At 73.9% G+C, this 19947-nt stretch carries 18 protein-coding genes and 1 pseudogene; 6 read left to right on the top strand and 13 right to left on the bottom strand.

Annotated features, from left to right (window positions below; all coding sequences use genetic code 11):
- Positions 1–361: 361 nt before the first annotated feature.
- Positions 362–1303, bottom strand: coding sequence for a LysR family transcriptional regulator (locus tag CFP66_RS33880; protein WP_094929415.1), 942 nt, complete (start codon positions 1301–1303; stop codon positions 362–364).
- 72 nt (positions 1304–1375) lie between these two features.
- Between CFP66_RS33880 and CFP66_RS33885 the strand changes: the two genes are divergently transcribed.
- Positions 1376–1561, top strand: coding sequence for a hypothetical protein (locus tag CFP66_RS33885; protein ID WP_143517453.1), 186 nt, complete (start codon positions 1376–1378; stop codon positions 1559–1561).
- Positions 1562–1626: 65 nt separating this feature from the next.
- Entirely contained in the window at positions 1627–3012 is a 1386-nt protein-coding gene (locus CFP66_RS33890) for an APC family permease (RefSeq protein WP_094929417.1), read from the top strand.
- A 16-nt stretch (positions 3013–3028) separates the two neighbouring features.
- On the opposite strand, the gene CFP66_RS48125 is transcribed toward CFP66_RS33890, so the two are convergent.
- Complete coding sequence (locus tag CFP66_RS48125) at positions 3029–3181, bottom strand: hypothetical protein (protein WP_158228316.1); 153 nt, start codon at positions 3179–3181, stop codon at positions 3029–3031.
- Entirely contained in the window at positions 3178–4137 is a 960-nt protein-coding gene (locus CFP66_RS33895) for a Ku protein (protein ID WP_094929522.1), read from the bottom strand. Before CFP66_RS33895 ends, CFP66_RS48125 begins: the two co-directional genes overlap by 4 nt.
- A gap of 110 nt (positions 4138–4247) precedes the next feature.
- Here CFP66_RS33895 and CFP66_RS33900 point away from each other — a divergent pair, with 110 nt between their 5' ends.
- Positions 4248–6479, top strand: coding sequence for an MMPL family transporter (locus tag CFP66_RS33900; RefSeq protein WP_094929418.1), 2232 nt, complete (start codon positions 4248–4250; stop codon positions 6477–6479).
- 17 nt (positions 6480–6496) lie between these two features.
- A complete protein-coding gene (gene hutH, locus CFP66_RS33905) occupies positions 6497–8044 on the top strand; it encodes a histidine ammonia-lyase (protein ID WP_094929419.1) in 1548 nt (515 codons plus the stop codon).
- Positions 8045–8051: 7 nt separating this feature from the next.
- On the opposite strand, the gene CFP66_RS33910 is transcribed toward hutH, so the two are convergent.
- The gene (locus CFP66_RS33910) at positions 8052–9587 is read right to left on the bottom strand and encodes an MFS transporter (protein ID WP_094929420.1); all 1536 of its coding nucleotides are present in this window, start codon (positions 9585–9587) and stop codon (positions 8052–8054) included.
- A 75-nt stretch (positions 9588–9662) separates the two neighbouring features.
- On the opposite strand from CFP66_RS33910, the gene CFP66_RS33915 reads away from it, so the two are divergent.
- Entirely contained in the window at positions 9663–10253 is a 591-nt protein-coding gene (locus CFP66_RS33915) for a TetR/AcrR family transcriptional regulator (RefSeq protein ID WP_094929421.1), read from the top strand.
- On the opposite strand, the gene CFP66_RS33920 is transcribed toward CFP66_RS33915, so the two are convergent.
- Positions 10236–11378 carry an acyl-CoA dehydrogenase family protein gene (locus CFP66_RS33920; RefSeq protein ID WP_094929422.1) on the bottom strand — a complete coding sequence of 381 codons (1143 nt, stop codon included), beginning with the start codon at positions 11376–11378 and terminating at the stop codon, positions 10236–10238. The genes CFP66_RS33915 and CFP66_RS33920 overlap by 18 nt on opposite strands.
- Here CFP66_RS33920 and CFP66_RS50475 point away from each other — a divergent pair.
- Positions 11377–11604 (top strand): annotated as a pseudogene (locus CFP66_RS50475) (TetR/AcrR family transcriptional regulator); the annotation flags it as partial. The gene CFP66_RS33920 and the pseudogene CFP66_RS50475 sit on opposite strands and share 2 nt — an antisense overlap.
- Positions 11605–12020: 416 nt before the next feature.
- Here the strand turns inward: CFP66_RS50475 and CFP66_RS49445 are convergent.
- From CFP66_RS49445 to CFP66_RS33965, 8 genes are all read right to left on the bottom strand, one after another.
- The gene (locus CFP66_RS49445) at positions 12021–12512 is read right to left on the bottom strand and encodes a signal peptidase II (protein WP_094929424.1); all 492 of its coding nucleotides are present in this window, start codon (positions 12510–12512) and stop codon (positions 12021–12023) included.
- Between the two features lie 7 nt (positions 12513–12519).
- Complete coding sequence (locus CFP66_RS48130; RefSeq protein ID WP_094929425.1) at positions 12520–12876, bottom strand: hypothetical protein; 357 nt, start codon at positions 12874–12876, stop codon at positions 12520–12522.
- The gene (gene ilvA, locus CFP66_RS33940) at positions 12873–14138 is read right to left on the bottom strand and encodes a threonine ammonia-lyase IlvA (RefSeq protein ID WP_094929426.1); all 1266 of its coding nucleotides are present in this window, start codon (positions 14136–14138) and stop codon (positions 12873–12875) included. Before ilvA ends, CFP66_RS48130 begins: the two co-directional genes overlap by 4 nt.
- Positions 14139–14384: 246 nt before the next feature.
- On the bottom strand, positions 14385–15392 hold the full coding sequence (locus tag CFP66_RS33945; protein WP_094929427.1) for a Gfo/Idh/MocA family protein: 1008 nt from the start codon (positions 15390–15392) through the stop codon (positions 14385–14387).
- Positions 15393–15439: 47 nt separating this feature from the next.
- Complete coding sequence (locus CFP66_RS33950; protein ID WP_198961843.1) at positions 15440–15781, bottom strand: UBP-type zinc finger domain-containing protein; 342 nt, start codon at positions 15779–15781, stop codon at positions 15440–15442.
- A 96-nt stretch (positions 15782–15877) separates the two neighbouring features.
- Positions 15878–16519, bottom strand: coding sequence for a GntR family transcriptional regulator (locus tag CFP66_RS33955; protein ID WP_094929429.1), 642 nt, complete (start codon positions 16517–16519; stop codon positions 15878–15880).
- Complete coding sequence (locus tag CFP66_RS33960) at positions 16516–18132, bottom strand: ABC transporter ATP-binding protein (RefSeq protein WP_094929430.1); 1617 nt, start codon at positions 18130–18132, stop codon at positions 16516–16518. The genes CFP66_RS33955 and CFP66_RS33960 overlap by 4 nt, the downstream gene beginning before the upstream one ends.
- Positions 18133–18154: 22 nt before the next feature.
- Positions 18155–19888, bottom strand: a complete 1734-nt coding sequence (locus tag CFP66_RS33965) for a gamma-glutamyltransferase family protein (protein ID WP_198961851.1) — start codon at positions 19886–19888, stop codon at positions 18155–18157.
- Between the last annotated feature and the right edge of the window lie 59 nt (positions 19889–19947).

Consider the following 19947-nt stretch of genomic DNA (forward strand, 5'->3'; position numbering starts at 1 on the left):
CCGGCCGGCCGACCACGATATTCGTGGCTTGTGCCCGACCCAGCCACCTTCGGCGCGGAGGGCGTGCGCGGCACCGGGCCCACTGCGCGTGAGTGCCCAGGTGCGGGTGGGGCAGGAGGCGTCGAGCCGGGAACGGCGCGCCCGCTGCAACCCGGGCTACGAGGCAGGGTCCTCGGGGGGCGGAACGGCGCGCAGGCCGCGGTGCGCCGGGTCGAGGGGTGTTGGCGGTTGCGCCGCCGGATTCGCGCCGCACACCCCGTCGACGGATGGCGTGCGGGCGTGGGCGGTGTGGTCGTGGGTCTGACGCGGTGGACGTGTGTGACCGCCTCGCCCTCGCTGCCCGAGCGCGGGCGCAGCGGTGTCAGCCGACCGGTCGGAGGCGTTCGACCGGTTCCGTGGCGTGGGCGGCCGCGGACCGGAGCGCGTCGAGCCCGCGGACGATGTGCGGCTGGTTCCTGCTGCCGCGGCGGGTGCACGTGAGGATGCGGCGGTGCGGTGCGGCGACGCCCGCGAGCGGAACCGCCACCACCGCGAGCTCGTCGGGGACCCGCACGAACCGCGGCTTGAGGCAGACGCCGAGCCCGGCGGCGACGAGCGCGGCCACGGCCGACCAGTCCATGGCCTCGTGCGCCGCCTTCGGGGTGAACCCGGCGGCCGCGCACGCGGCGGTGCTGATGTCGTGGTGGTCGCAGGTGCCGGGCGCGGGCAGCACCCACGGCTCCTGCGCGGCCTCCTCGAGGGCGACGGAGGCCCGCTCCGCGAGCCGGTGGTGGCGGGGGAGGAGGAGGTCCTGCGGCTCGTCGAGGAGGGGCTGTTGCTCGAAGCGCGGATCGTCGAGCGGGGGTCCGTCCGGGTGGGGCAGCGTGACGGCGATGTCGATGTCGCCGGTGAGGACGCGCCCGTACGCCTGCGCGGTCTCGATCTCCATCACCCGGACGGTGATGTCCGGGCCGTGCGTGCGCAGGTGCTCGACGGCGGGCACGACCAGGGTGCGCAGGCTGGAGGTGAAGCCGGCCAAGCGCAGGTTGGCCGCGGTGCCACCGGCGCCGGCGTGCAGCTCCCCGCGGGCCTGCTCCCAGCGGGCGGCGAGGTCGTCGGCGTGGCCGAGCAGGGTGTGGGCGGCGGCCGTGAGCCGCACCCGGCGGCCGTCGGGCTCGAGCAGTGGCACCTCGAGCTCGCGGGCGAGTTGGCGCAGCTGCTGCGACACCGCCGAGGGGGTCAGGTGCAGCGCCTGCGCGGCCGCGGTGACCGTGCCGAGCTGGTGCACCACGCGCAGGACGTGCAGGCGCCGCAGGTCGATCATGAAGCAGAATCGTACATTCTTTTGCAAGAACGTGAAATGGACCTGACGGGTCCGCTGCGTCAGGCTCGCCGTGTGGACGCGACTCCCCGGAACTGCCCCGGCTGCGGCTGGCTCGTCACCGAGCCCTACCAGGTCCTCTCCCGCCATGCGACGTCCGAGGGCGTGCTCGTCTGGAGTCGCTGCCCGTGCGGGCGACTGCAGGCGCACCGGGCCGACGCGCTCGTCGTGCGGTCGAACGGCTGCCGGCGTGCGCCGTAGCGCGCTCCTCGAATCAGGATCAACAGGGTCGACGTGGCGGGTGCGCCACGTCACACTTCCTCGATATGACGGACTCCGCGCCACCCCAGGCACAGCCCGAGCTGAAGCGGGCGATCGGGCCGAAGCTCCTCCTCTTCTTCGTGGTCGGCGACATCCTCGGCACGGGCATCTACGCCCTCACGGGTTCGGTGGCCGGCGTGATCGGCGGCGCGCTCTGGCTGCCGTTCCTGGGTGCGTTCGTGGTCGCGTTCCTCACCGCGTTCAGCTACCTGGAACTCGTCGGGAAGTACCCGGGGGCCGGCGGTGCCGCGCTCTACACACACCGGGCGTTCGGGGTGCAGTTCCTGACGTTCATGGTCACCTTCACGGTGATGAGCTCGGGTGTGACCTCCGCGGCGTCGGCGGCGAAGGCGTTCGGTGACACGTACCTGAAGGAGTTCGCCGTCCTGCCGCTGTGGATCGTGGCGCTGGCGTTCGTCGCGGGGCTCGCGGTCATCAACTACCGCGGGGTGGGGGAGTCGGTCAAGGCGAACGTCCTGCTCACGTGCATCGAGGTCAGCGGTCTGATGATCATCATCATCGTCGGGGTGTGGGCGATCGGTGGCGGGCAGGGGGATGCGAGCCGGCTGGTCGAGATCAACACGGACGACAGCGGGCCGCTGCTCGCGGTCACCGGTGCGGTCTCGCTGGCGTTCTTCGCGATGGTCGGCTTCGAGGACTCCGTCAACATGGCCGAGGAGACGCAGGACCCGGTGCGGATCTTCCCGCGGGCGATGCTGATCGGCATGGCGGTGGCGGGCGCGATCTACGTCGTCGTCGCCGTCATCTCCTCGATGCTCCTGCCCTCCGACGAGCTCGCCGCGGCAGGCAGCGGTGCCCTGCTCGCCGTCCTCGAGGTCGGCGCCCCCGGCTTCCCGCTGCAGCTGTTCGCCGCGATCGGGCTGCTCGCGGTCGTCAACTCAGCGCTGATCAACATGCTCATGGCCAGCAGGCTGCTGTACGGGATGGCGAACGAGCGCGTGCTGCCGCGGGTGTTCGCGACGGTGCACCCGAACCGGCGGACGCCCTGGGTGTCGATCCTGTTCAGCAGCGTCATCGCCTACGTGCTGGTGGTCAGCGTCGACCTGAGCGTGCTGGGCGGCACCACCGCCCTGCTGCTGCTCGCGGTCTTCACGATCGTGAACATCGCCGTGCTGGTGCTGCGCAAGGACAAGGCCGAGCACACGCACTTCCGGGCACCGACCTGGGCGCCGGTGCTCGGAATCGTCCTGTGCGGTTTCCTCGCGACGCCGCTGTCCGGGCGCCCGGTCGAGCAGTTCGTGATCGCCGGGATCCTGCTGGCGGTCGGCGCGGTGCTGTGGCTGGTCAACTTCCTGTTCGTCGGTCGCGTCCCGTTCGACCCCGCGCACCTCGACGACAGCCGCGAGCACCCGCACGGTCCGCCGCGGTAGGGGCGGTCCGCCGCCCTCAGCGGTCCGGCACGGCGACGACCACCAGGTCGTGCCGTTCGCGCGCGATGTCCCGGCAGCCGGGGTCGGTGCACTCCACGGCGGACCCGGCGAGCACGACGAGCGTCCCGTGGCAGTGCTCGACGTCGCGGGTGCAGTCGGAGCAGCTCACGAGGCCTTCTTCCGTTCCCGCGTCGACCCGGAGGCGGCGGCCACGGCCTCCTGCAGCTGGTCCCGGTTCATCGAGGAGCGGCCCTTGACGTCGAGCTCGCGTGCCATCGACGTCAGGTCGGCCTTGCTGAGCCCGGACAGGTCGGCCTTGCCGTCGGACTTCTGCTTCTTCTTCCCGCCGCCGCCGCGGGCGTCGGCGACGCTGCGCTCCAGCGCCGAGATCAGGTCCGTCATGGCGGTCGGTTCGGGCGGGGCGGCCTCGGTGACGATCTCGCGGCCGCGGCGCTTGTCCTCGACCAGCTTCTCGACGCGCTCGGTGTAGGTGTCGCGGAAGTCGCCGGGTTTCCACGGCCCGCTCATCGCCTCGATCAGCCCCGTCGCCATGTCCATCTCCTTCCCCCGGGGCTTCTTCTCCCCGGGGAGGTCGAGCGCGGAGCGGTCGCGGATCTCGTCGGCGAAGAACAGCGTCTCCAGCGCGAGGGCCTCGCCGTCGGCCCGCAGCACGGTGAGGTACTCCTTGCCGCGCATCACGAAGGTGGCGACGCCGGCCCGGTTGGTGCGGGTCATCGCCTCGCGCAGCAGGCCGTAGGGGCGGGCGTACTGCTCGTCGGTGGGCGCGAGCCAGTAGGTCTTCTGGTAGAAGATCGGGTCGATCTCGTCGAGGTCGACGAACGTGGTGATGTCGATGGTGCGCGAGCGGCCGGGTGCGATGTCGGCGAGCTCGTCGGGTTCGACGATCACGTGCTCGCCGCCGCCGACGTCCTTCCCCTTCACGATGTCGGAGTACTCCACCTCCTTGCCTGTGCGCTCGTTCACCCGCTGGTAGCGGATGCGGTCGGAGGTGCCGCGCTCGAACTGGTGGAAGTGGATGGTGTGGTCCTCGGTCGCGCTGAACAGCCCGACCGGGATGGAGACCAGCCCGAAGCTGATCGCACCCGTCCAGATCGCCCGTGCCATGCCTGTCAGTACCCGGAACCCGCTGACGCACACGCTCGACAACACGAGCAAGCGCTCGTAATCTCGGACGAACACGAGAGCTAGCTCGTGTTCGTCGCGAAGGGCTGTTCATGCTCGGCCGTCTGGTCACCAGCGCTCCCCGGCGGGTCCTCGCCGCGTCCGGGCTCGCCTTCGTCGTGTTCGCGGTGCTCGCCGCCGGGGCGATCGAGGCGCTGTCGCTCAACCGCTACGAGGCGAGCGGGTCGGAGTCCGTCGCCGCCCGGGCCGAGCTCGCCGAGCGGTTCGGCACCGGCAGCGCCAACGTCGTGGTGCTGGTCACGCCGCGGGCCGGCACCGTCGACGATCCGCAGGTCGCCGCGGTCGGCGCCGCCCTCACCCGGCAGCTCGGCGCCTCCCCGGGCGTGGGCGACGCATGGTCGTACTGGAGCCCGGACGCGCCCGCCACGCTGGCCTCCGAGGACCGAACCCACGCGCTGGTGCTCGCGTGGGTGCCCGGCGACGCAGACCGGGTGCGCGCCGAACTGCTACCGGCGATCGCCGCCGACGTGATCGACCCGCTGGCGACGGACGCGGTGGCGCTGCAGCTCGGCGGCGCCGACGAGGTGTTCCGGGTGGTCGCGCAGCAGTCGCGCGCCGATTTCGTCCGGGCGGAGATCGTGGTGATCCCGCTGGTGGGGCTGCTGCTGTGGCTCGTCTACCGCCGGATCGCGCCGGCGCTCGTCACGCTCGTGGCGGGCCTGTTCGCCGCGGTGGCCGCGCTCGGGATCCTGCGCGTCGTCGCGCTGTTCACCGAGGTCTCGACGTTCGCGGCGAACGTCGCGCTCGTGATGGGCATCGGGCTCGGCGTCGACTACGGCCTGTTCGTGATCTACCGGTTCCGGGAGGAGCTGGTCGCGGGCCGCGCCGTCGACGCGGCCGTGCGCGCCACGGTGCGGCACGCGGGGCGCACGGTGGTGTTCAGCGGCGTCACCGTGGCCGCGTCGCTCGCCGTGTTGCTGGCGTTCCCGTTCCCGTTCCTGGCCTCGTTCGCCTATGCGGGCGTGGCGGTCGTGGCCACGGCGGTGTTCGCCGCGCTCGTGCTCCTGCCCGCCGCGCTGCGCCTGCTCGGGCACCGTGTGCTGCGCAGGCGCGAACCTGCGCCGGGGGAGCAGGGCTTCTGGTTCCGCCTCGCGCGGGGTGTGATGCGCCGTCCGGTGGCGGCCGGCGGTGCGGGGCTGCTCGTCCTGCTGCTGCTCGGCGCGCCGGCGCTCGCGGTGGACTTCGGCTCGCCCGACGACCGGCTGCTGCCCTCCTCGCAGCCGGTGCGCGGGATGTACGACACGATCCGGGCGGAGTTCGCCACCGAGGAGGCCGACGCGATCCAGGTGGTCGCTTCGCACGCCGCGGACGTGGGGGAGTACGCGTCCGCGCTGTCGAGGATCGACGGTGTGCTGCGGGTCGACTCCGCGGCCGGTGCGTTCACCGACGGCGTCCGGACCGGTGTCACCGGGTCGAGCCGGTTCCTCGCCCCCGACGGCGGGACGTGGCTGTCGGTGGTGCCGACCGGCGAGCGGTTGGCCACCGACGCGCCGGGGCTGGTCGCGCAGGTGCGGGCCCTGCCTGCGCCGGTGCCGGTGCTCGTCGGCGGCTACCCGGCCGACGTCGCCGACTACCGCGACGGCGTCGTGGAGCGACTGCCGCTGGTCGGCGGGCTGATCGTGGTGGTCACGTTCGTCGTCCTGTTCCTGATGACGGGTTCGGTGGTGGCGCCGCTGAAGGCATCGGTGCTCAACCTGCTCTCGCTCACGGTGATGTTCGGCGTGCTGGTGTGGGGCTTCCAGGAGGGCGGCCTGGCCGGGCTGCTCGGCTTCACCCCCACCGGCCTGACCGAGCCGAGCATCCCGATCCTCATGTTCTGCATCGGCTACGGGCTCTCGATGGACTACGAGGTCTTCCTGCTCGCCCGCATCAAGGCCGACTACGACCGCACGGGCGACGTCATCGGCTCCGTGCCCCGGGGGATCGCGCGGTCGGCACCGCTGGTCAGCGCCGCGGCCCTGATCCTCGCCGCGTCGTTCGCCGTGTACGCGACCAGCGGCGTCACGATCCTGCAGATGCTCGGCGTCGGCATGGCGCTCGCCGTGCTCGTCGACGCCACGGTGATCCGCGGCGTGCTCGTCCCGGCGGTGATGGCGCTCGCGGGGCGTGCCAACTGGTGGGCCCCTGCGCCCCTGCGGCGTCTGCACGCGCGCATCGGCCTCTCGGAGGAGGTACCGGACCGTCCGTCGAGCGCCGTTCGTCCGAAGTGGCGGAGCGTGACCGCGGCTTCTGCACGGGTGGACGCTGGCGACGGGCCGGACTGAGGGTGTCAGATTGCCGGATGCCTGGACTCGCTCCCGTCGTCGTCGGTACCCGCCCGCTCTCCGCGCAGGAGGTGGTCGCCGTCGCCCGGGAGGGCGCGCCCGTCGCCTTGTCGGCGGAGGCGCTGGCGGAGATCGCCGCGAGTCGCAAGATCGTGGAGGCGCTGGCCGACGACGTCGAGCCGCACTACGGCGTATCCACCGGCTTCGGCGCACTGGCCACCCGCCACATCCCGCTCGAGCGGCGCGCGCAGCTGCAACGCAGCCTGGTGCGTTCGCACGCGGCGGGTTCCGGCCCCGAGGTCGAGCGGGAGGTCGTCCGGGCCCTGATGGTCCTGCGCCTGGCGACGCTGGCCACCGGCCGCACGGGCGTGCGGGCCGAGACGGCCGTCGTCTACGCCGAGATGCTGTCGACGGGCATCACGCCGGTCGTGCGCGAGTACGGATCGCTGGGTTGCTCGGGCGACCTCGCACCGCTGGCCCACTGCGCGCTCGCGGCGATGGGGGAGGGCGAGGTGCGCGATGCGGACGGCGTGCTGCGCCCGGCCGCGGAGGCGCTCGCGGCCGCGGGTATCGCGCCGGTCGTGCTGGCGGAGAAGGAAGGGCTGGCGCTGATCAACGGCACCTGCGGGATGCTCGGCATGCTCCTGCTGGCGTGTGCGGACCTGCGCCGGTTGCTGCGCACGGCCGACCTCGCCGCCGCGATGAGCGTGGAGGCCTTGCTGGGCACGGACGCGGTGTTCGCCCCGGACCTGCAGGCGCTGCGCCCGCACCCCGGGCTCGCCGACAGCGCCGCCAACCTGCGCGCGCTGCTCGTCGACTCGGGGATCATGGCCAGCCACCGCACGCCTGCCTGCACACGGGTGCAGGACGCGTACTCGCTGCGGTGCGCACCGCAGGTGCACGGGGCCGCCCGTGACACCCTCGCCCACGCCGAGACGGTGGCGGGCCGGGAGCTGGCCGCGGCCGTCGACAACCCGGTGGTGACCGTCGACGGGCGGGTGGAGAGCAACGGCAGCTTCCACGGCGCCCCCATCGGCTACGTGCTGGACTTCCTCGCGATCGCCGTGGCGGACCTGGCCTCGATCAGCGAACGGCGCACCGACCGGTTCCTCGACGTGGCCCGCAACCACGGCCTCCCGCCGTTCCTGGCCGACGATCCCGGCGTCGACTCCGGTCACATGATCGCCCAGTACACGCAGGCGGGGATCGTGTCGGAGCTCAAGCGCCTCGCCGTGCCCGCGTCGGTCGACTCCATCCCGTCCAGCGCGATGCAGGAGGACCACGTCGCGATGGGGTGGACGGCGGCCCGCAAGCTGCGCCGCGCCGTCGACGGGCTGGCACGCGTGGTGGCGATCGAGCTGCTCACCGCCGCCCGCGCCATCGACCTGCGCGCCCCGCTCGCCCCCGCCCCGGCCACCGGCGCGGCCCGCGACCGGCTGCGCGCCGCGGTCGCCGGGCCCGGCCCGGACCGCTACCTCGCTCCCGAGATCGAACAGGCCGTGCAGCTGGTGGCCTCGGGCGAGCTGCTCGCCGCCGCCGAGGCGGTGACGGGCCCCCTGCGCTGACGCGCACTCACGGGGCGGGAGCAGCGGGGACGGGGCGCACGTCCCAGAGCCGCGCGGTCACGACCGCCGCGGCCACCGCCAGCAGCGCCGCCCCGGCCGCGGCGGCGGTGGTGAAGCCGGCCGTGAAGGCGCGTTCGGCCACGGCGAGGAGGGCGGCGGCCGGCGTGTCCGGCAGCTGCTCCGCCACCGCGACGGCGCCTCCGAGGGTCTCGGCCGCGGCGTCCGCGGCGGCGGGCGGGAGGCCCACCGGGAGCGCGGCACGGGTCTGGCCGGTGTAGACGGCCGCGGCGATGCTGCCCAGGACGGTGATCCCGAGCGCGCCGCCGAACTCCGCGCCCGCCTCGCCCAGCCCGGCCACCGAGCCCGCCCGGTGCGGCGGCGCCGTGCCCACGATCAGGTCGATCGCCAGCGGCGCGACCATCCCGGTGCCGAGCGTGACCACCGTGTATCCGGCCATCACCGCGGCCGGCGCGCTGTCCACGCCGACCTGGCTCACCAGCAGGAAGCCGATCGCGGCGGCGAGCAGGCCCGCGCCGGCGAGCAGGGCGGGCCGCACGGAGCGGGCGAGCGCGGTGACCAGCCCGATCCCGAGCACGGTCCCGGCGATCGCGGGTAGCTGCCACAGCGCCGCCGTGAACGGGCGGATACCGAGTACGACCTGCAGGTACTGCACCGCGAGGAAGCCCATCCCCGAGCTACCCACGACCATGACGACGTAGCCGCCGAACGCCGCGCCGAACGCGCTGTTCCGGAACAGGGTGACGTCGATGAGCGGGTCGGCCATCCGGGCCTGCCGGAGCACGAACACCGCGCCGAACGCCAGCCCGGACACGAGGGCGAGCAGCCCGGACCACGACACCGCGCCGGCGTGCACCAGCTCCTTCACCCCGTAGACCACCGGCAGCACGGCGGCCATCGACAGCAGCGCGCTGACCGGATCGAAGCGGGCCGGCTGCGGGTTGCGGGACTCGGGCAGCAGGAGCGGGCCCAGCACCAGCAGCAGCACCATCACCGGCACGTTGATCAGGAAGAGTGCTCCCCACCAGAAGCGCTCCAGCAGCAGCCCGCCGACGATCGGACCGAGGGCGAAGCCGCTGGTGAAGGCCGCCGTCCAGATGCCGATCGCGGCACGGCGCTGCGCGTCGTCGGCGAACATGCCGCGCAGCAGGGCCAGCGTGGACGGGGCCAGCGTGGCACCGCCGATCCCCAGCAGCGCCCGGGCGAGCACGAGCATCTCGGCGCTGGGGGCGTAGGCGGCGAGCACGGACGCGGCGCCGAAGGCCGCGGCCCCGATGAGGAGCAGCCTGCGCCGCCCGATGCGGTCGCCGAGCGCGCCCATCGTCAGCAGCAGGCCGGCCATCAGGAAGCCGTACGCATCCATGATCCACAGCAGTTGCGGGCCGGTCGGCGCGAGGTCGGCGGCGAGCCAGGGGGCAGCCATGAACAGCACGGAGAGGTCCATGGAGGCCAGCAGGGCCGGGAGCGCGAGCACGGCCAGGCCGGTCCACTCGCGGCGGCCGGCTCGGGAATCAGTGCGGGTCACGAGCGGGAATGGTACGAGCGTCAAGGACGATCGTCTAGGACAATGTTTAAGACATCCGTACGCTAAGGTGCGGCGATGGGCAATCGTGAGGCGCTCCTCGCCGGGGCCAAGCGCTGCATCCTCGAGAAGGGCTACGCGCACACGACCGCGCGCGACATCGTGGCGGCCTCCGGCACCAACCTGGCGTCCATCGGCTACCACTTCGGCTCGAAGAACGCGCTGCTCGACGCGGCGATCCTCGACTCGTTCGACGACTGGGACGGCGACATCGAGGACGCGCTGGGCGAGCACCGCGACGGCTCGCCGGTCGACCGGCTGGCGGCGTTCCTCGACGTCGTCATCGAGAACGTGCGCTCGGGTCGGCCCCTGGCGGCGGCGAGCCTGCAGTGGGTCGCCCAGATCGAGTTCTCCGACCTGGTCCGCGGGCAGCTCGCCGAGACCTATGCCCGCGGCAGGCGGGAGTTCGCGGCCATGCTGCTGCAGGTGGAGGAGGACGAGGTCGACGAGGAGTCGGCCCGCACGGTCGGTTCGCTCGGCCTCGCTCTGGTCAACGGCCTCGTGCTGCAGTGGCTCGTCGACGCCGAGCAGGCGCCGTCGGGTCAGGACGTGGCCGCGGCGCTGCGGGCGGTCGCGGTACCGGCGGCCGCGTCAGCGGGACACCAGTGAGCGGGCGATCACCAGGCGCTGGATCTGGTTGGTGCCCTCGAAGATCTGCGTGATCTTGGCTTCGCGCATGTAGCGCTCCACCGGGAAGTCGCGCGTGTAGCCGTAGCCGCCGAGCACCTGCACCGCGTCGGTGGTCACCTGCATCGCCGCGTCCGTGGCCACCAGCTTCGCCACGCTCGCCGCCCGCCCGTAGTCGCGACCGGCGTCGCGGCGGCGGGCGGCGTCGAGGTAGGTGGCCCGGGCGGAGCCGACCGCGGCGGCCATGTCCGCGAGCAGGAAGCCCAGGCCCTGGTGGTCGATGATCCTGCGGCCGAACGCGGTGCGCTCGTTCGCGTAGGCCGTGGCGGTGTCGAGGGCGGCCTGGGCGATGCCGGTGGCGACGGCCGCGATACCGAGGCGCCCGGAGTCGAGCGCGGAGAACGCGATCGCCAGGCCCTGGCCCTCCGCGCCGATCAGCCGGTCGGGCTCCAGCACGGCGCCGTCCCAGTGCGCGGTGGTGGTGGGGACGGCGTGCAGCCCCATCTTCTCCTCCGGCCTGCCGAACGACAGGCCCTCGGCATGGCCGGGCGCGAGGAAGCAGGAGACGCCACCGGCGCCCGGCGCCGTCCGGGCGAACAGGGCGTAGAAGCCGGCGCGCCCGCCGTGGGTGATCCAGGCCTTGGTGCCCGTGATGCGGTAGCCCTGCGCCACGCGCTCGGCCTTGCAGGTGAGCGCGCTCGCGTCCGATCCCGCCTGTGGCTCGGACAGGCTGTAGCCCCCCACCAGCTCGCCCGCGAGCATGCGAGGCAGCCAGCGCTGCTGCTGCGCGGGCGTGCCGTACGTGGCGACCGGGAAGCAGGACAGCCCGTGCACGCTCACCGCGACGGCCACGGCGGCCCACCGCGCGGCCAGCTCCTCGAGGACCTGCAGGTAGACCTCGTAGGGCTGCGCGCCGCCGCCGTGCTCCTCCGGGTAGGGCAGGCCGAGCAGGCCGGCCGCGCCGAGCGTGGCGAACAGACCTTCCGGGTAGGTCTCGGCCCGCTCGTGCTCCTCCACGCGCGGGGCGAGTTCCTTGTCGGCGAGCTCGCGGGTGAGCGCGAGCAGATCCTCGGCCTCGGTGGTGGGCAGCAGCCGGTCGACGGGCATGGCACGTCCTATCGGTACTGGTACGGAAACGTCAGTACCGTTTAGAGTAGCTGGCGTGTCCACCCCCGTCCGGCGTGGCGCGGTCCGCAGAGAGCAGCTCTCCGACGCACTCGTGCGGCTGCTGCTCGCCGAAGGCTTCGCCCACCTCACCCTCGACGACGTCACCGCCCGCCTGCACTGCTCGAAGCGCACGCTGTACGCGCTCGCGGGCAGCAAGGAGCAGTTGGTGCGCGCGGCCGTGGTGCACTTCTTCCGCGGGGCGACCGAACGCGTCGAGGCCGCGGTCGTCGCGTGCACCGACCCCGCGGCACGGGTCGGCGCCTACCTGCGGGCCGTCGCCACCGAGCTCGCCCCCGCGTCCGCACGGTTCTTCGACGACGTCGCGGGCTTCCCGCCGGCCGCTGAGGTCTACGAGCGCAACACCCGCGCCGCGGCGGCCCGCGTCCAGCAGCTGGTGGCCGACGGGGTCGCGGCGGGCGCGTTCCGGGACGTGCACACCGGCTTCGTCGCGGACGTCGTCACGGCGACGATGGTGCGCATCCAGCAGAGGCAGGTCGCGGCGTCAACGGGTCTGGACGACGCGGTGGCCTACGAGCGCCTCGCCGAACTGCTCCTGCACGGGCTCACCGCCCCGCCGGGCGATCACCGCGTGGACGGCGCATCCGCCGTGCGGGCGTCGGGCAGCAGCGTGGCGGCCAGTACGAGCACCACTCCGACCGTGAGCAATGCGTCCGGGAGGTTGAACGTGGGGAACCAGCCGGTGTGGAAGTAGTCCGTGACCGCCCCGTCGACCGCGCGGTTGACCAGGTTCGTCACCGCACCCGCCACCACCGCGGCGAGTCCGAGCACGCCGACGGTCGCCACCGTCGGGACGGTGAACCACGCGTAGCCCGCGATCGCGAGGGTGATCGCCCCCGTGACCGCGACGACCACCCCGGTCGGCAGCCCCGCGCCGAGGCTGAACGCCACGCCGGAGTTGTAGGTGAGCCGCAGCTGCAGCAGCCCGAGGTCGACGGCGCCGCCGTCGGCGAGCAGCCCCTCGACGACCTCCTTGACCACCCACGCGAGCGCGATCAGTGCGACGACGAGGACGGCGAACAGGGCGCGGCGACGCGATCGCGAGGGGAGGGCCACGCCTCCATCATGCCGAGGGCCGCGCGACCACCAGCTCGCGGTGCGGGTCGTGCGGGAGCTGCGGCGCGCCGGAGACGACGAGTCCGGCACGTTCCCGGGGGAGCTGCGCGGTCTGGAACGGGTCCTCGGCCGCCTGCCACTCGGCCCAGTGGATGAAGGACTCGTACCAGGCGACGTCGTCGGTGTGCAGGACGGTCGCGCCGGGCACCGCGGCCGCCACGCGGTGCGAAACGGTGGTCTTGCCGCCGCCGGAGCGGCCGTCGACGGCGAGCACGCGCGGTCGGCCGAGCAGGTCGAGCACGTCCTCGACCGGAACCGCGCGCCACGGACCCGCGGCGGGCTCGCCCGGGTAGAGCCGCGTCACACCAGGAAGCGGTAGGCCGTTGTCCCGGGGGCGACGTGCTGGATCTTCAGCGGGCTCGCCTCCATCCGCTTCCACAGCGACTCGTAGCCGTCGCGCTCGGACAGCTCGAGGCCGACGAGCGCGGCGCCGGTCTCGCGGTTGTCGCGCTTGATGTACTCGAACAGCACGATGTCGTCGTCCGGGCCGAGGACCTCGTCGAGGAAGCGGCGCAGGGCGCCCGGCTCCTGCGGGAACTCCACGAGGAAGTAGTGCTTGAGCCCGCGGTGCACGAGCGAGCGCTCGACCACCTCGGCGTAGCGGCTCACGTCGTTGTTGCCGCCCGAGAGCAGGCAGACGACCGTGGCGCCCGGGTCGAGATCCAGCTCGTCGAGCGCCGCCGCGGCCAGCGCGCCCGCGGGTTCGGCGATGATCCCGTCGATCTGGTAGAGGTCCAGCATCTCGGTGCAGACGCGACCCTCGGCCACCGTGGTCAGCTCGGCGCCGCTGGCGCGCACCAGCGGGAAGCTCACATCGCCGACGCGGCGGACGGCGGCGCCGTCGACGAACGTGTCGAGCTCGGGCAGGGCCACCGGCCCGCCCGCGGACAGTGCCGCCGTCATGCTCGCCGCGCCGGCCGGTTCCACGCCCACGAGCCGGACCTGCGGGTGCCGTGCGGCGAGGTAACCGCCCACACCGGCGAGCAGGCCACCGCCGCCGACCGGCACCACCACGACGTCGGGCACCCGGCCCAGCTGCGCCACGATCTCCGCGGCGACCGTGCCCTGGCCCGCGATCGTGCGCACGTCGTCGAACGCGGGGACCACGGTGGCGCCGGTCCGGTCGGCGTGCTCGGCTGCCGCGGCGGCGGCCTCGTCGTAGGTGTCGCCGCCCACCACCAGCTCCACGGCGTCACCACCGAGCGCGGTGATCCGCTCCCGCTTCTGGCGCGGCGTGGTGCTCGGCACGTGCACGCGGCCCCGGATGCCCAGCCGTTGGCAGGCGTAGGCCACACCCTGGCCGTGGTTGCCGGCGCTGGCGCACACCGCACCCGCGGCCCGCTCGACGTCGTCGAGCTGGGCGAGCAGGTTGTAGGCGCCGCGCAGCTTGTAGGAGCGACCGACCTGCAGGTCCTCGCGCTTCAGCCACACCTGAGCGCCGGCGGCGGTCGAGAGCCGCTCGCTGCGCTGCAGCGGTGTGGGCAGGGCGATCCCGTCGAGCCGGGTGGCGGCGGCGGTGACGGCGTCGGCGATGGGCTGGGCGAGCGGGTCGGTGCGGGAAACCACGACCCGATCCTCCTCCCGCCGTCGCAGACCCGGTCGAGGGGGCTGCCAGGCGGCCCGAGCCGCACACCATCGTCGACGTGGGCGCGATGGTGTGCGGGTGGGAGTGATCAGCGCGGGTGATCGGTGTGAGGAGTACGTCAGCGTCGTGCTGGCCGCGGTGGTGTGCGGCTCGGCGCGATCATGTCGAGCGAGCCCCACACCACTGCTGCGTGGGCAGCTCTGGTGTGCGGCTCGCGGCGATCATCCTCAGCTGATCGGGGCGGATCGTGGGCGCGGGTCGAAGCCGGCGGCCCGGTAGCACCCGTCGATCAGCTCCGCGGTGGCCACGGCGTCGTCGGCGTCGGTGGGGACGGGGGCGCCGTCGCGGATGGCGGCCGTGAACGCCTCGAGCTGGTAGGCGTAGGACGGGCGCAGGCCCGGGCGCTCCTCGCGCTCGGAGCCGCCCACCGTGATCCGGATGCGGTCGTCACGGCCCGGCACGGCGAAGTTCGCCGCGCTCACCTCGCCGAGGCTGCCGACGAGGCGCGCCGTCATCCGGACCTCGTCCGCGGCCATCGAGCTGTGCACCACGCCGGTGGCGCCGCCGGGGAACGCGAGCTCGGCCCGCACCCACTCGTCCACGCCGGGGTGACGCGGGTTCTCGCGTCCGGCGGCCCCGGTGACGCGCGGCTCGCCGCCGGCGACGCGGCCCAACGCCCGGTGCAGGTGCAGCCCGTAGCAGCCCACGTCCATCAGCCCGCCGCCGGCGAGCGGGAACGACCAGCGCAGGTCGCTGTCCGGCGGCGGCGGGATCTCCATGTGCACCTCGACGTGGCGCAGCTCCCCGATCTCACCCGAGCCGACCACGTCCAGGATCCGCTGCGCGACCGGGTGGTAGAGGTAGTGGAAGGCCTCCATGAACACCAGGCCCGACCGCGCGGCGGCGTCGCGCACCTCGCGGGCCTCGCCGGCGTTGCTCGCGGACGGCTTCTCGCTGAGCACGTGCTTACCGGCCGCCAGCGCCGCGAGGTTCCACGGGCCGTGCAGCCCGTTGGCGAGCGGGTTGTAGACGGCCTCCACCTCGGGGTCGGCGAGGACGTCGGCGTAGGAGGCGTGCACCCGCTCGACACCGTGCTCGGCGGCGAAGGCCGCTGCGCGGGCCTGATCGCGGGCGGCGACTGCGACGAGCCGGGCGCCGGTCAGCTGGGCGGCGCCGACGATGGCGGCGACGGAGATGCGGGCAGCACCGAGAACACCAATGCGAAGAGGTTCCACGAGGAGATCTTCCCCCGCCTCCGGTGCACCTCCAATGTGCGGTTGGCTCAGTGGATGTGGGCTTGCCAGTCCTTCGGGACTCTGCCGGCCGGGCCGGGGACCGGTTGGTCCAGCGGGCGGTGTTGGGGGTCGGGGAGGTCGACACCCTCGGCTGCGGTCTCCGTGCCGTAGTCCCAGAACCAACCCTCCCCGGGCTCGAAGCTGCGCACGACCGGGTGGCCGGTGGAGCGGAAGTGGGCGGTGGCGTGCTGCGCGGGCGAGCTGTCGCAGCAGCCGACGTGGCCGCACCGGACGCACCGCCGCAGGTGCACCCACCAGCCACCGGCCGCGTCGCACTCGAGGCAGCCGGTGCCGCTGGGGACGGCCGCGGAATCGGTCGGGTCGCTCATGGTGCCCATGATGGACCAGCGTCACTTCGCACACCCAGCAGCCACTTGGCACACCGCCCGCCTTGTGTGAGGTGGAGGCTGGATGTGCGGAGTGCGTCAGGTGGGTCGGGTTTCGAGGAACCCGCTGCGGGAGTTCGCTATGTGGGCCGCTGCGCGTGCCGCCGCCGTCGGCTCGTCGCCCGACCTGATGGCCTCCAGGATGCCCTGGTGTTCGGCCCACGACCGCTCGCCCTGCACGTCCACGTTCGCCGCATAGATCCACTGGATGCGGTCGGCGACCTGCCGGAACAGCGAGAGCAGGCTGGCGCTGCCGCTCTCGCGGGCCATCGTCAGGTGGAAGCGGGTGTTCAGGGCGGGCAGGTCCGCGGGCTCGCCGGCGCGCACGGCGGCGAGGCCGGCCGTGACGATCTCGTCCAGGCGCGCGACCAGGTCGTCCGCCTCGCCGGCGCGCACCCGGGCGGCGCAGCGGCGCGCGGTGATCTCCTCGATGGTGCGGCGGACCGCGTACAGGTCGGCGGCGTCGTCGGTGGAGATCGTGGCGACGGTGGCCCCGGAACCCGGCCGCATGTCGACGAACCCCTCGGCGGCGAGCGTGCGCAGGGCCTCCCGCACCGGTACCCGGGACACGTCGTAGCGCCCGCACAGGCTCGACTCGGTGAGCCGGGTGCCCTGCGCCAGCGCGCCGCGCAGGATGTCCCCGCGCAGCTCGCGCAGCACCCGCCCCGCGGCCCCGCTCACGCCGTCATCGCGGCGCCGGGGATCGCGTCGAGCAGCGCGCGGGTGTACTCGTCCTGCGGGTGGTCGAAGACGTCGGACGTGGCGCCGTGCTCCACGATCCGGCCGCCCTGCATCACCAGCACGTCGTGCGCGATCAGGCGCACCACCGCGAGGTCGTGCGCGATGAACAGGTAGGACAGCCCGAGGTCGCGCTGCAGCCGGGTGAGCAGCTCCAGGATCTGGTCCTGGACCAGCACGTCGAGCGCGGACACCGCCTCGTCGCAGATCACCAGCTTCGGTGCGAGCGCCAGTGCCCGGGCGATCGCCACGCGCTGGCGCTGCCCGCCGGAGAGCTCCACGGGGTGGCGCTGGGCGGCGGCGCGGGGGAGCGCGACGTGGTCGAGCAGCTCGGCCACCCGCTTGCGCCGGGAGCCGCCGTCGCCGATCCCGAACACGCGCAGCGGCTCGTCGATCAGCCGCTCGACCGGCAGCACCGGGTCGAGCGAGCCGTAGGGGTCCTGGAACACGGGCTGCATGTCGCGGCGGATGGCGCGGCGCCCGCTCCGGTCGGCCCGGGCGAAGGTCCGCCCGCCGATCGCGATGCTGCCCCCGGTCGGCTGCTCCAGCCCCAGCACCATCCGCGCCGTGGTGGTCTTGCCGGAGCCGGACTCGCCGACGATCGCGGTGGTGGTCCCCTCCGCCACGGTGAACGAGACGCCGCCGACGGCCCGCAGCGGCTCCCGCTGCCCCCGGATCTTGTAGGTCTTGACCAGGTCGATGACCTCGAGCGCGGGTGCTGCGTCGGCCACCGGCGCCACCGGGACGGCCCGGCTGCGGCCGGTGGCCACCGAGGGGGCGGCCGCGACGAGCCGCTTCGTGTACTCGTGCTGCGGGTCGCGCAGGATCTGCGCGGCCGGGCCGGTCTCGACCACCCGCCCCTGCCACATCACGACCACGTCGTCGGCGCGCTCGGCGGCGAGCCCGAGGTCGTGCGTGATCAGCAGCAACGACGTGCCGCGGGCGGTGGTGAGCCGCTCCAGGTGGTCGAGGATCTGCCGCTGCACGGTGACGTCCAGCGCCGAGGTCGGCTCGTCGGCGATGAGCAGCTGCGGCTCGCAGGCCAGCGCGATCGCGATGAGCACGCGCTGGCGCATCCCGCCGGAGAACTCGTGCGGGTACTGGCGGGCGCGGCGCGCGGCGTCCGGGATCCCGGCCTCGGTCATGAGCTCGACGGCCCGCTCCCGCGCCGCCCGCCCGCGCGCCAGCCGGTGCGTCACGAGCGTCTCGGCGATCTGGCGCCCGACGCGGGCCACCGGGTTGAGGTTGGACATCGGGTCCTGCGGGACGAGCCCGATCTCGCGCCCGCGCAGCCGGCGCAACCGCCGCTCGCCCGCGTGCGTGACGTCCTCGCCGTCGAACTCGATCGACCCGCCGGTGACGCGCCCGGTGCCGGGCAGCAGGCCGATCGCGGCGGCGGCGCTCGTCGACTTCCCGGACCCCGACTCGCCCACGACCGCGACCCGGTGCCCGCGCCGGACGGTGAGGTCCACGCCGTGGACGACGGGCCGCAGCCCGCCGCTGCCGGCGTAGGCGACCTCCAGATCGCGGATCCGCAGCAATGGAGTGGTGCTCATCGGGATCTCCTCGAGGAAGGTCTCAGCGGCCGGCCGCGTAGCCCTGGGCGCCGCGCGGGTTCGCCGCGGCGCTCAGCACGCCGGTGGCCGGGTCGCGCCCGACGCTGGACAGGCGTCCGAGGCTCCAGTCCCCGCCGCGGGTGATCCGGTGCCCTCGCCGCTCCAGCTCGGCGATGACGTCCTCGCCCAGCCGGTCCTCGACCACGGCGCCGCCGGGCGTCCAGGTGCGTGGCCAGAACGAGCCGGGCATCGACGTGGTGTGCAGGGCCGGGGCGTCGATGGCCTGCTGGGGCGAGTAGCCGCCCACGAGCGTGCGCAGCAGGTAGAGCAGCTGCCACTGGTCCTGCTGGTCGCCACCCGGGGAGCCGAGCGCGGCGACGGGCTGGCCGTCGCGCAGCAGCAGCGTCGGCGTGAGCGTCGTGCGCGGCCGGACACCGGGCCTCAGCGACGAGGGCGTGCCCTCGGTCAGCCAGGTCATCTGCAGCCGCGAGCCGAGGCAGAACCCGAGCTCCGGGATGGCCGGGGAGGACTGCAGCCAGCCGCCCGAGGGCGTGATGGCGACGACGTTGCCCCACCGGTCCACGACGTCGACGTGGCAGGTGTCGCCGCGGGTCTCCCCGGACAGCACGACGGTCGGCTCGCCGACCCCGGCCGCGGTCGCCTCATCCGGGTCGGTGTCGAGCGGCGGCACGAACGGCTCGCGCCCACCCGCGCGCCCGGGCCGGAACTCGTGCGAGGCCTCGGTGCCGATCAGCGCGCGGCGCTGCGCCGCGTACCCGGCGGAGAGCAGCTCGTCCAGCACTCCGTCGGCGATGTCCTCGCCGTAGTGGGCGTCCCGGTCGGCGAGGGCGAGCTTGAGCGCCTCGATGACGTGGTGCGCGCCCTCGGCGGTGGACGGGTCCATGGCCTCGTCGGGCAGCCCGTCGAGGATCGCGAGGGTCTGCAGCAGCATCGGGCCCTGGCCCCACGCGCCGGTCTTGGCAACCGTCGTGCCGCGGAACTCGAGCGTGACGGCGGGCTCGAACGAGGCGGAGAAGCCCGCGAAGTCGGCCTCGGTGATGACGGCGGCGTGGTCGGTGCCCGAGGAGTGCCGGTGCGGGGTGCGCAGGAAGGCCGCGGCCTCCCGCGCGACGAAGCCCTCCTTCCACTCGCGCCGCGCCGCTGCGATCCGCCCGCTCCGGTCGCTCGCCTCGGCACCGGCCGCGAGCAGCCGCTCGAGCGTGCGCGCGTACGCGGCGTTGCGGACGACCTCGCCCTCGCGCGGCGCCCGGCCCTGCGGCATCCACAGCGCGGCCGACGTCGGCCAGTGCTCGGTGAACAGCTGCGCGACCGTCTCGATCGTCGTCCCGACGCGGCCGACGAGCGGGTGCCCGTCGCGGGCGTAGCCGATGGCGAAGTCGAGGACGTCGGCGAGCTCCCACGTCCCGTGCTCGTCGAGCAGGAGCAGCCAGGCGTCGAACGAGCCGGGGATCGCGGCGGCCAGCCCGCCTGCGCCCGGCACGCGGTCGAGGCCCTCGCCCCGGTAGTGCGCGATGGTGGCGGCCGCGGGCGCCGGGCCCTGGCCCATGAGCACCTGCGGGGTCGGGTCGCTCGACGTGGCGAAGACCCCCGTCAGGTCCCCGCCCGGACCGTTGAGGTGCGGCTCCACGACGTGCAGGACGAACCCGGCCGCGGTGGCGGCGTCGAAGGCGTTGCCGCCGCGCTCCAGCACGGCCTGGGCGGTGGCGGTGGCCAGCCAGTGCGTGGTGGCCGACATGCCGAACGTGCCTTGCAGAGTGGGGCGCGTGGTGAACTCGGCGGGCGGGACGAAGGTCA

It is taken from the genome of Pseudonocardia sp. MH-G8, from assembly GCF_002262885.1.
GTDB lineage: Bacteria > Actinomycetota > Actinomycetes > Mycobacteriales > Pseudonocardiaceae > Pseudonocardia.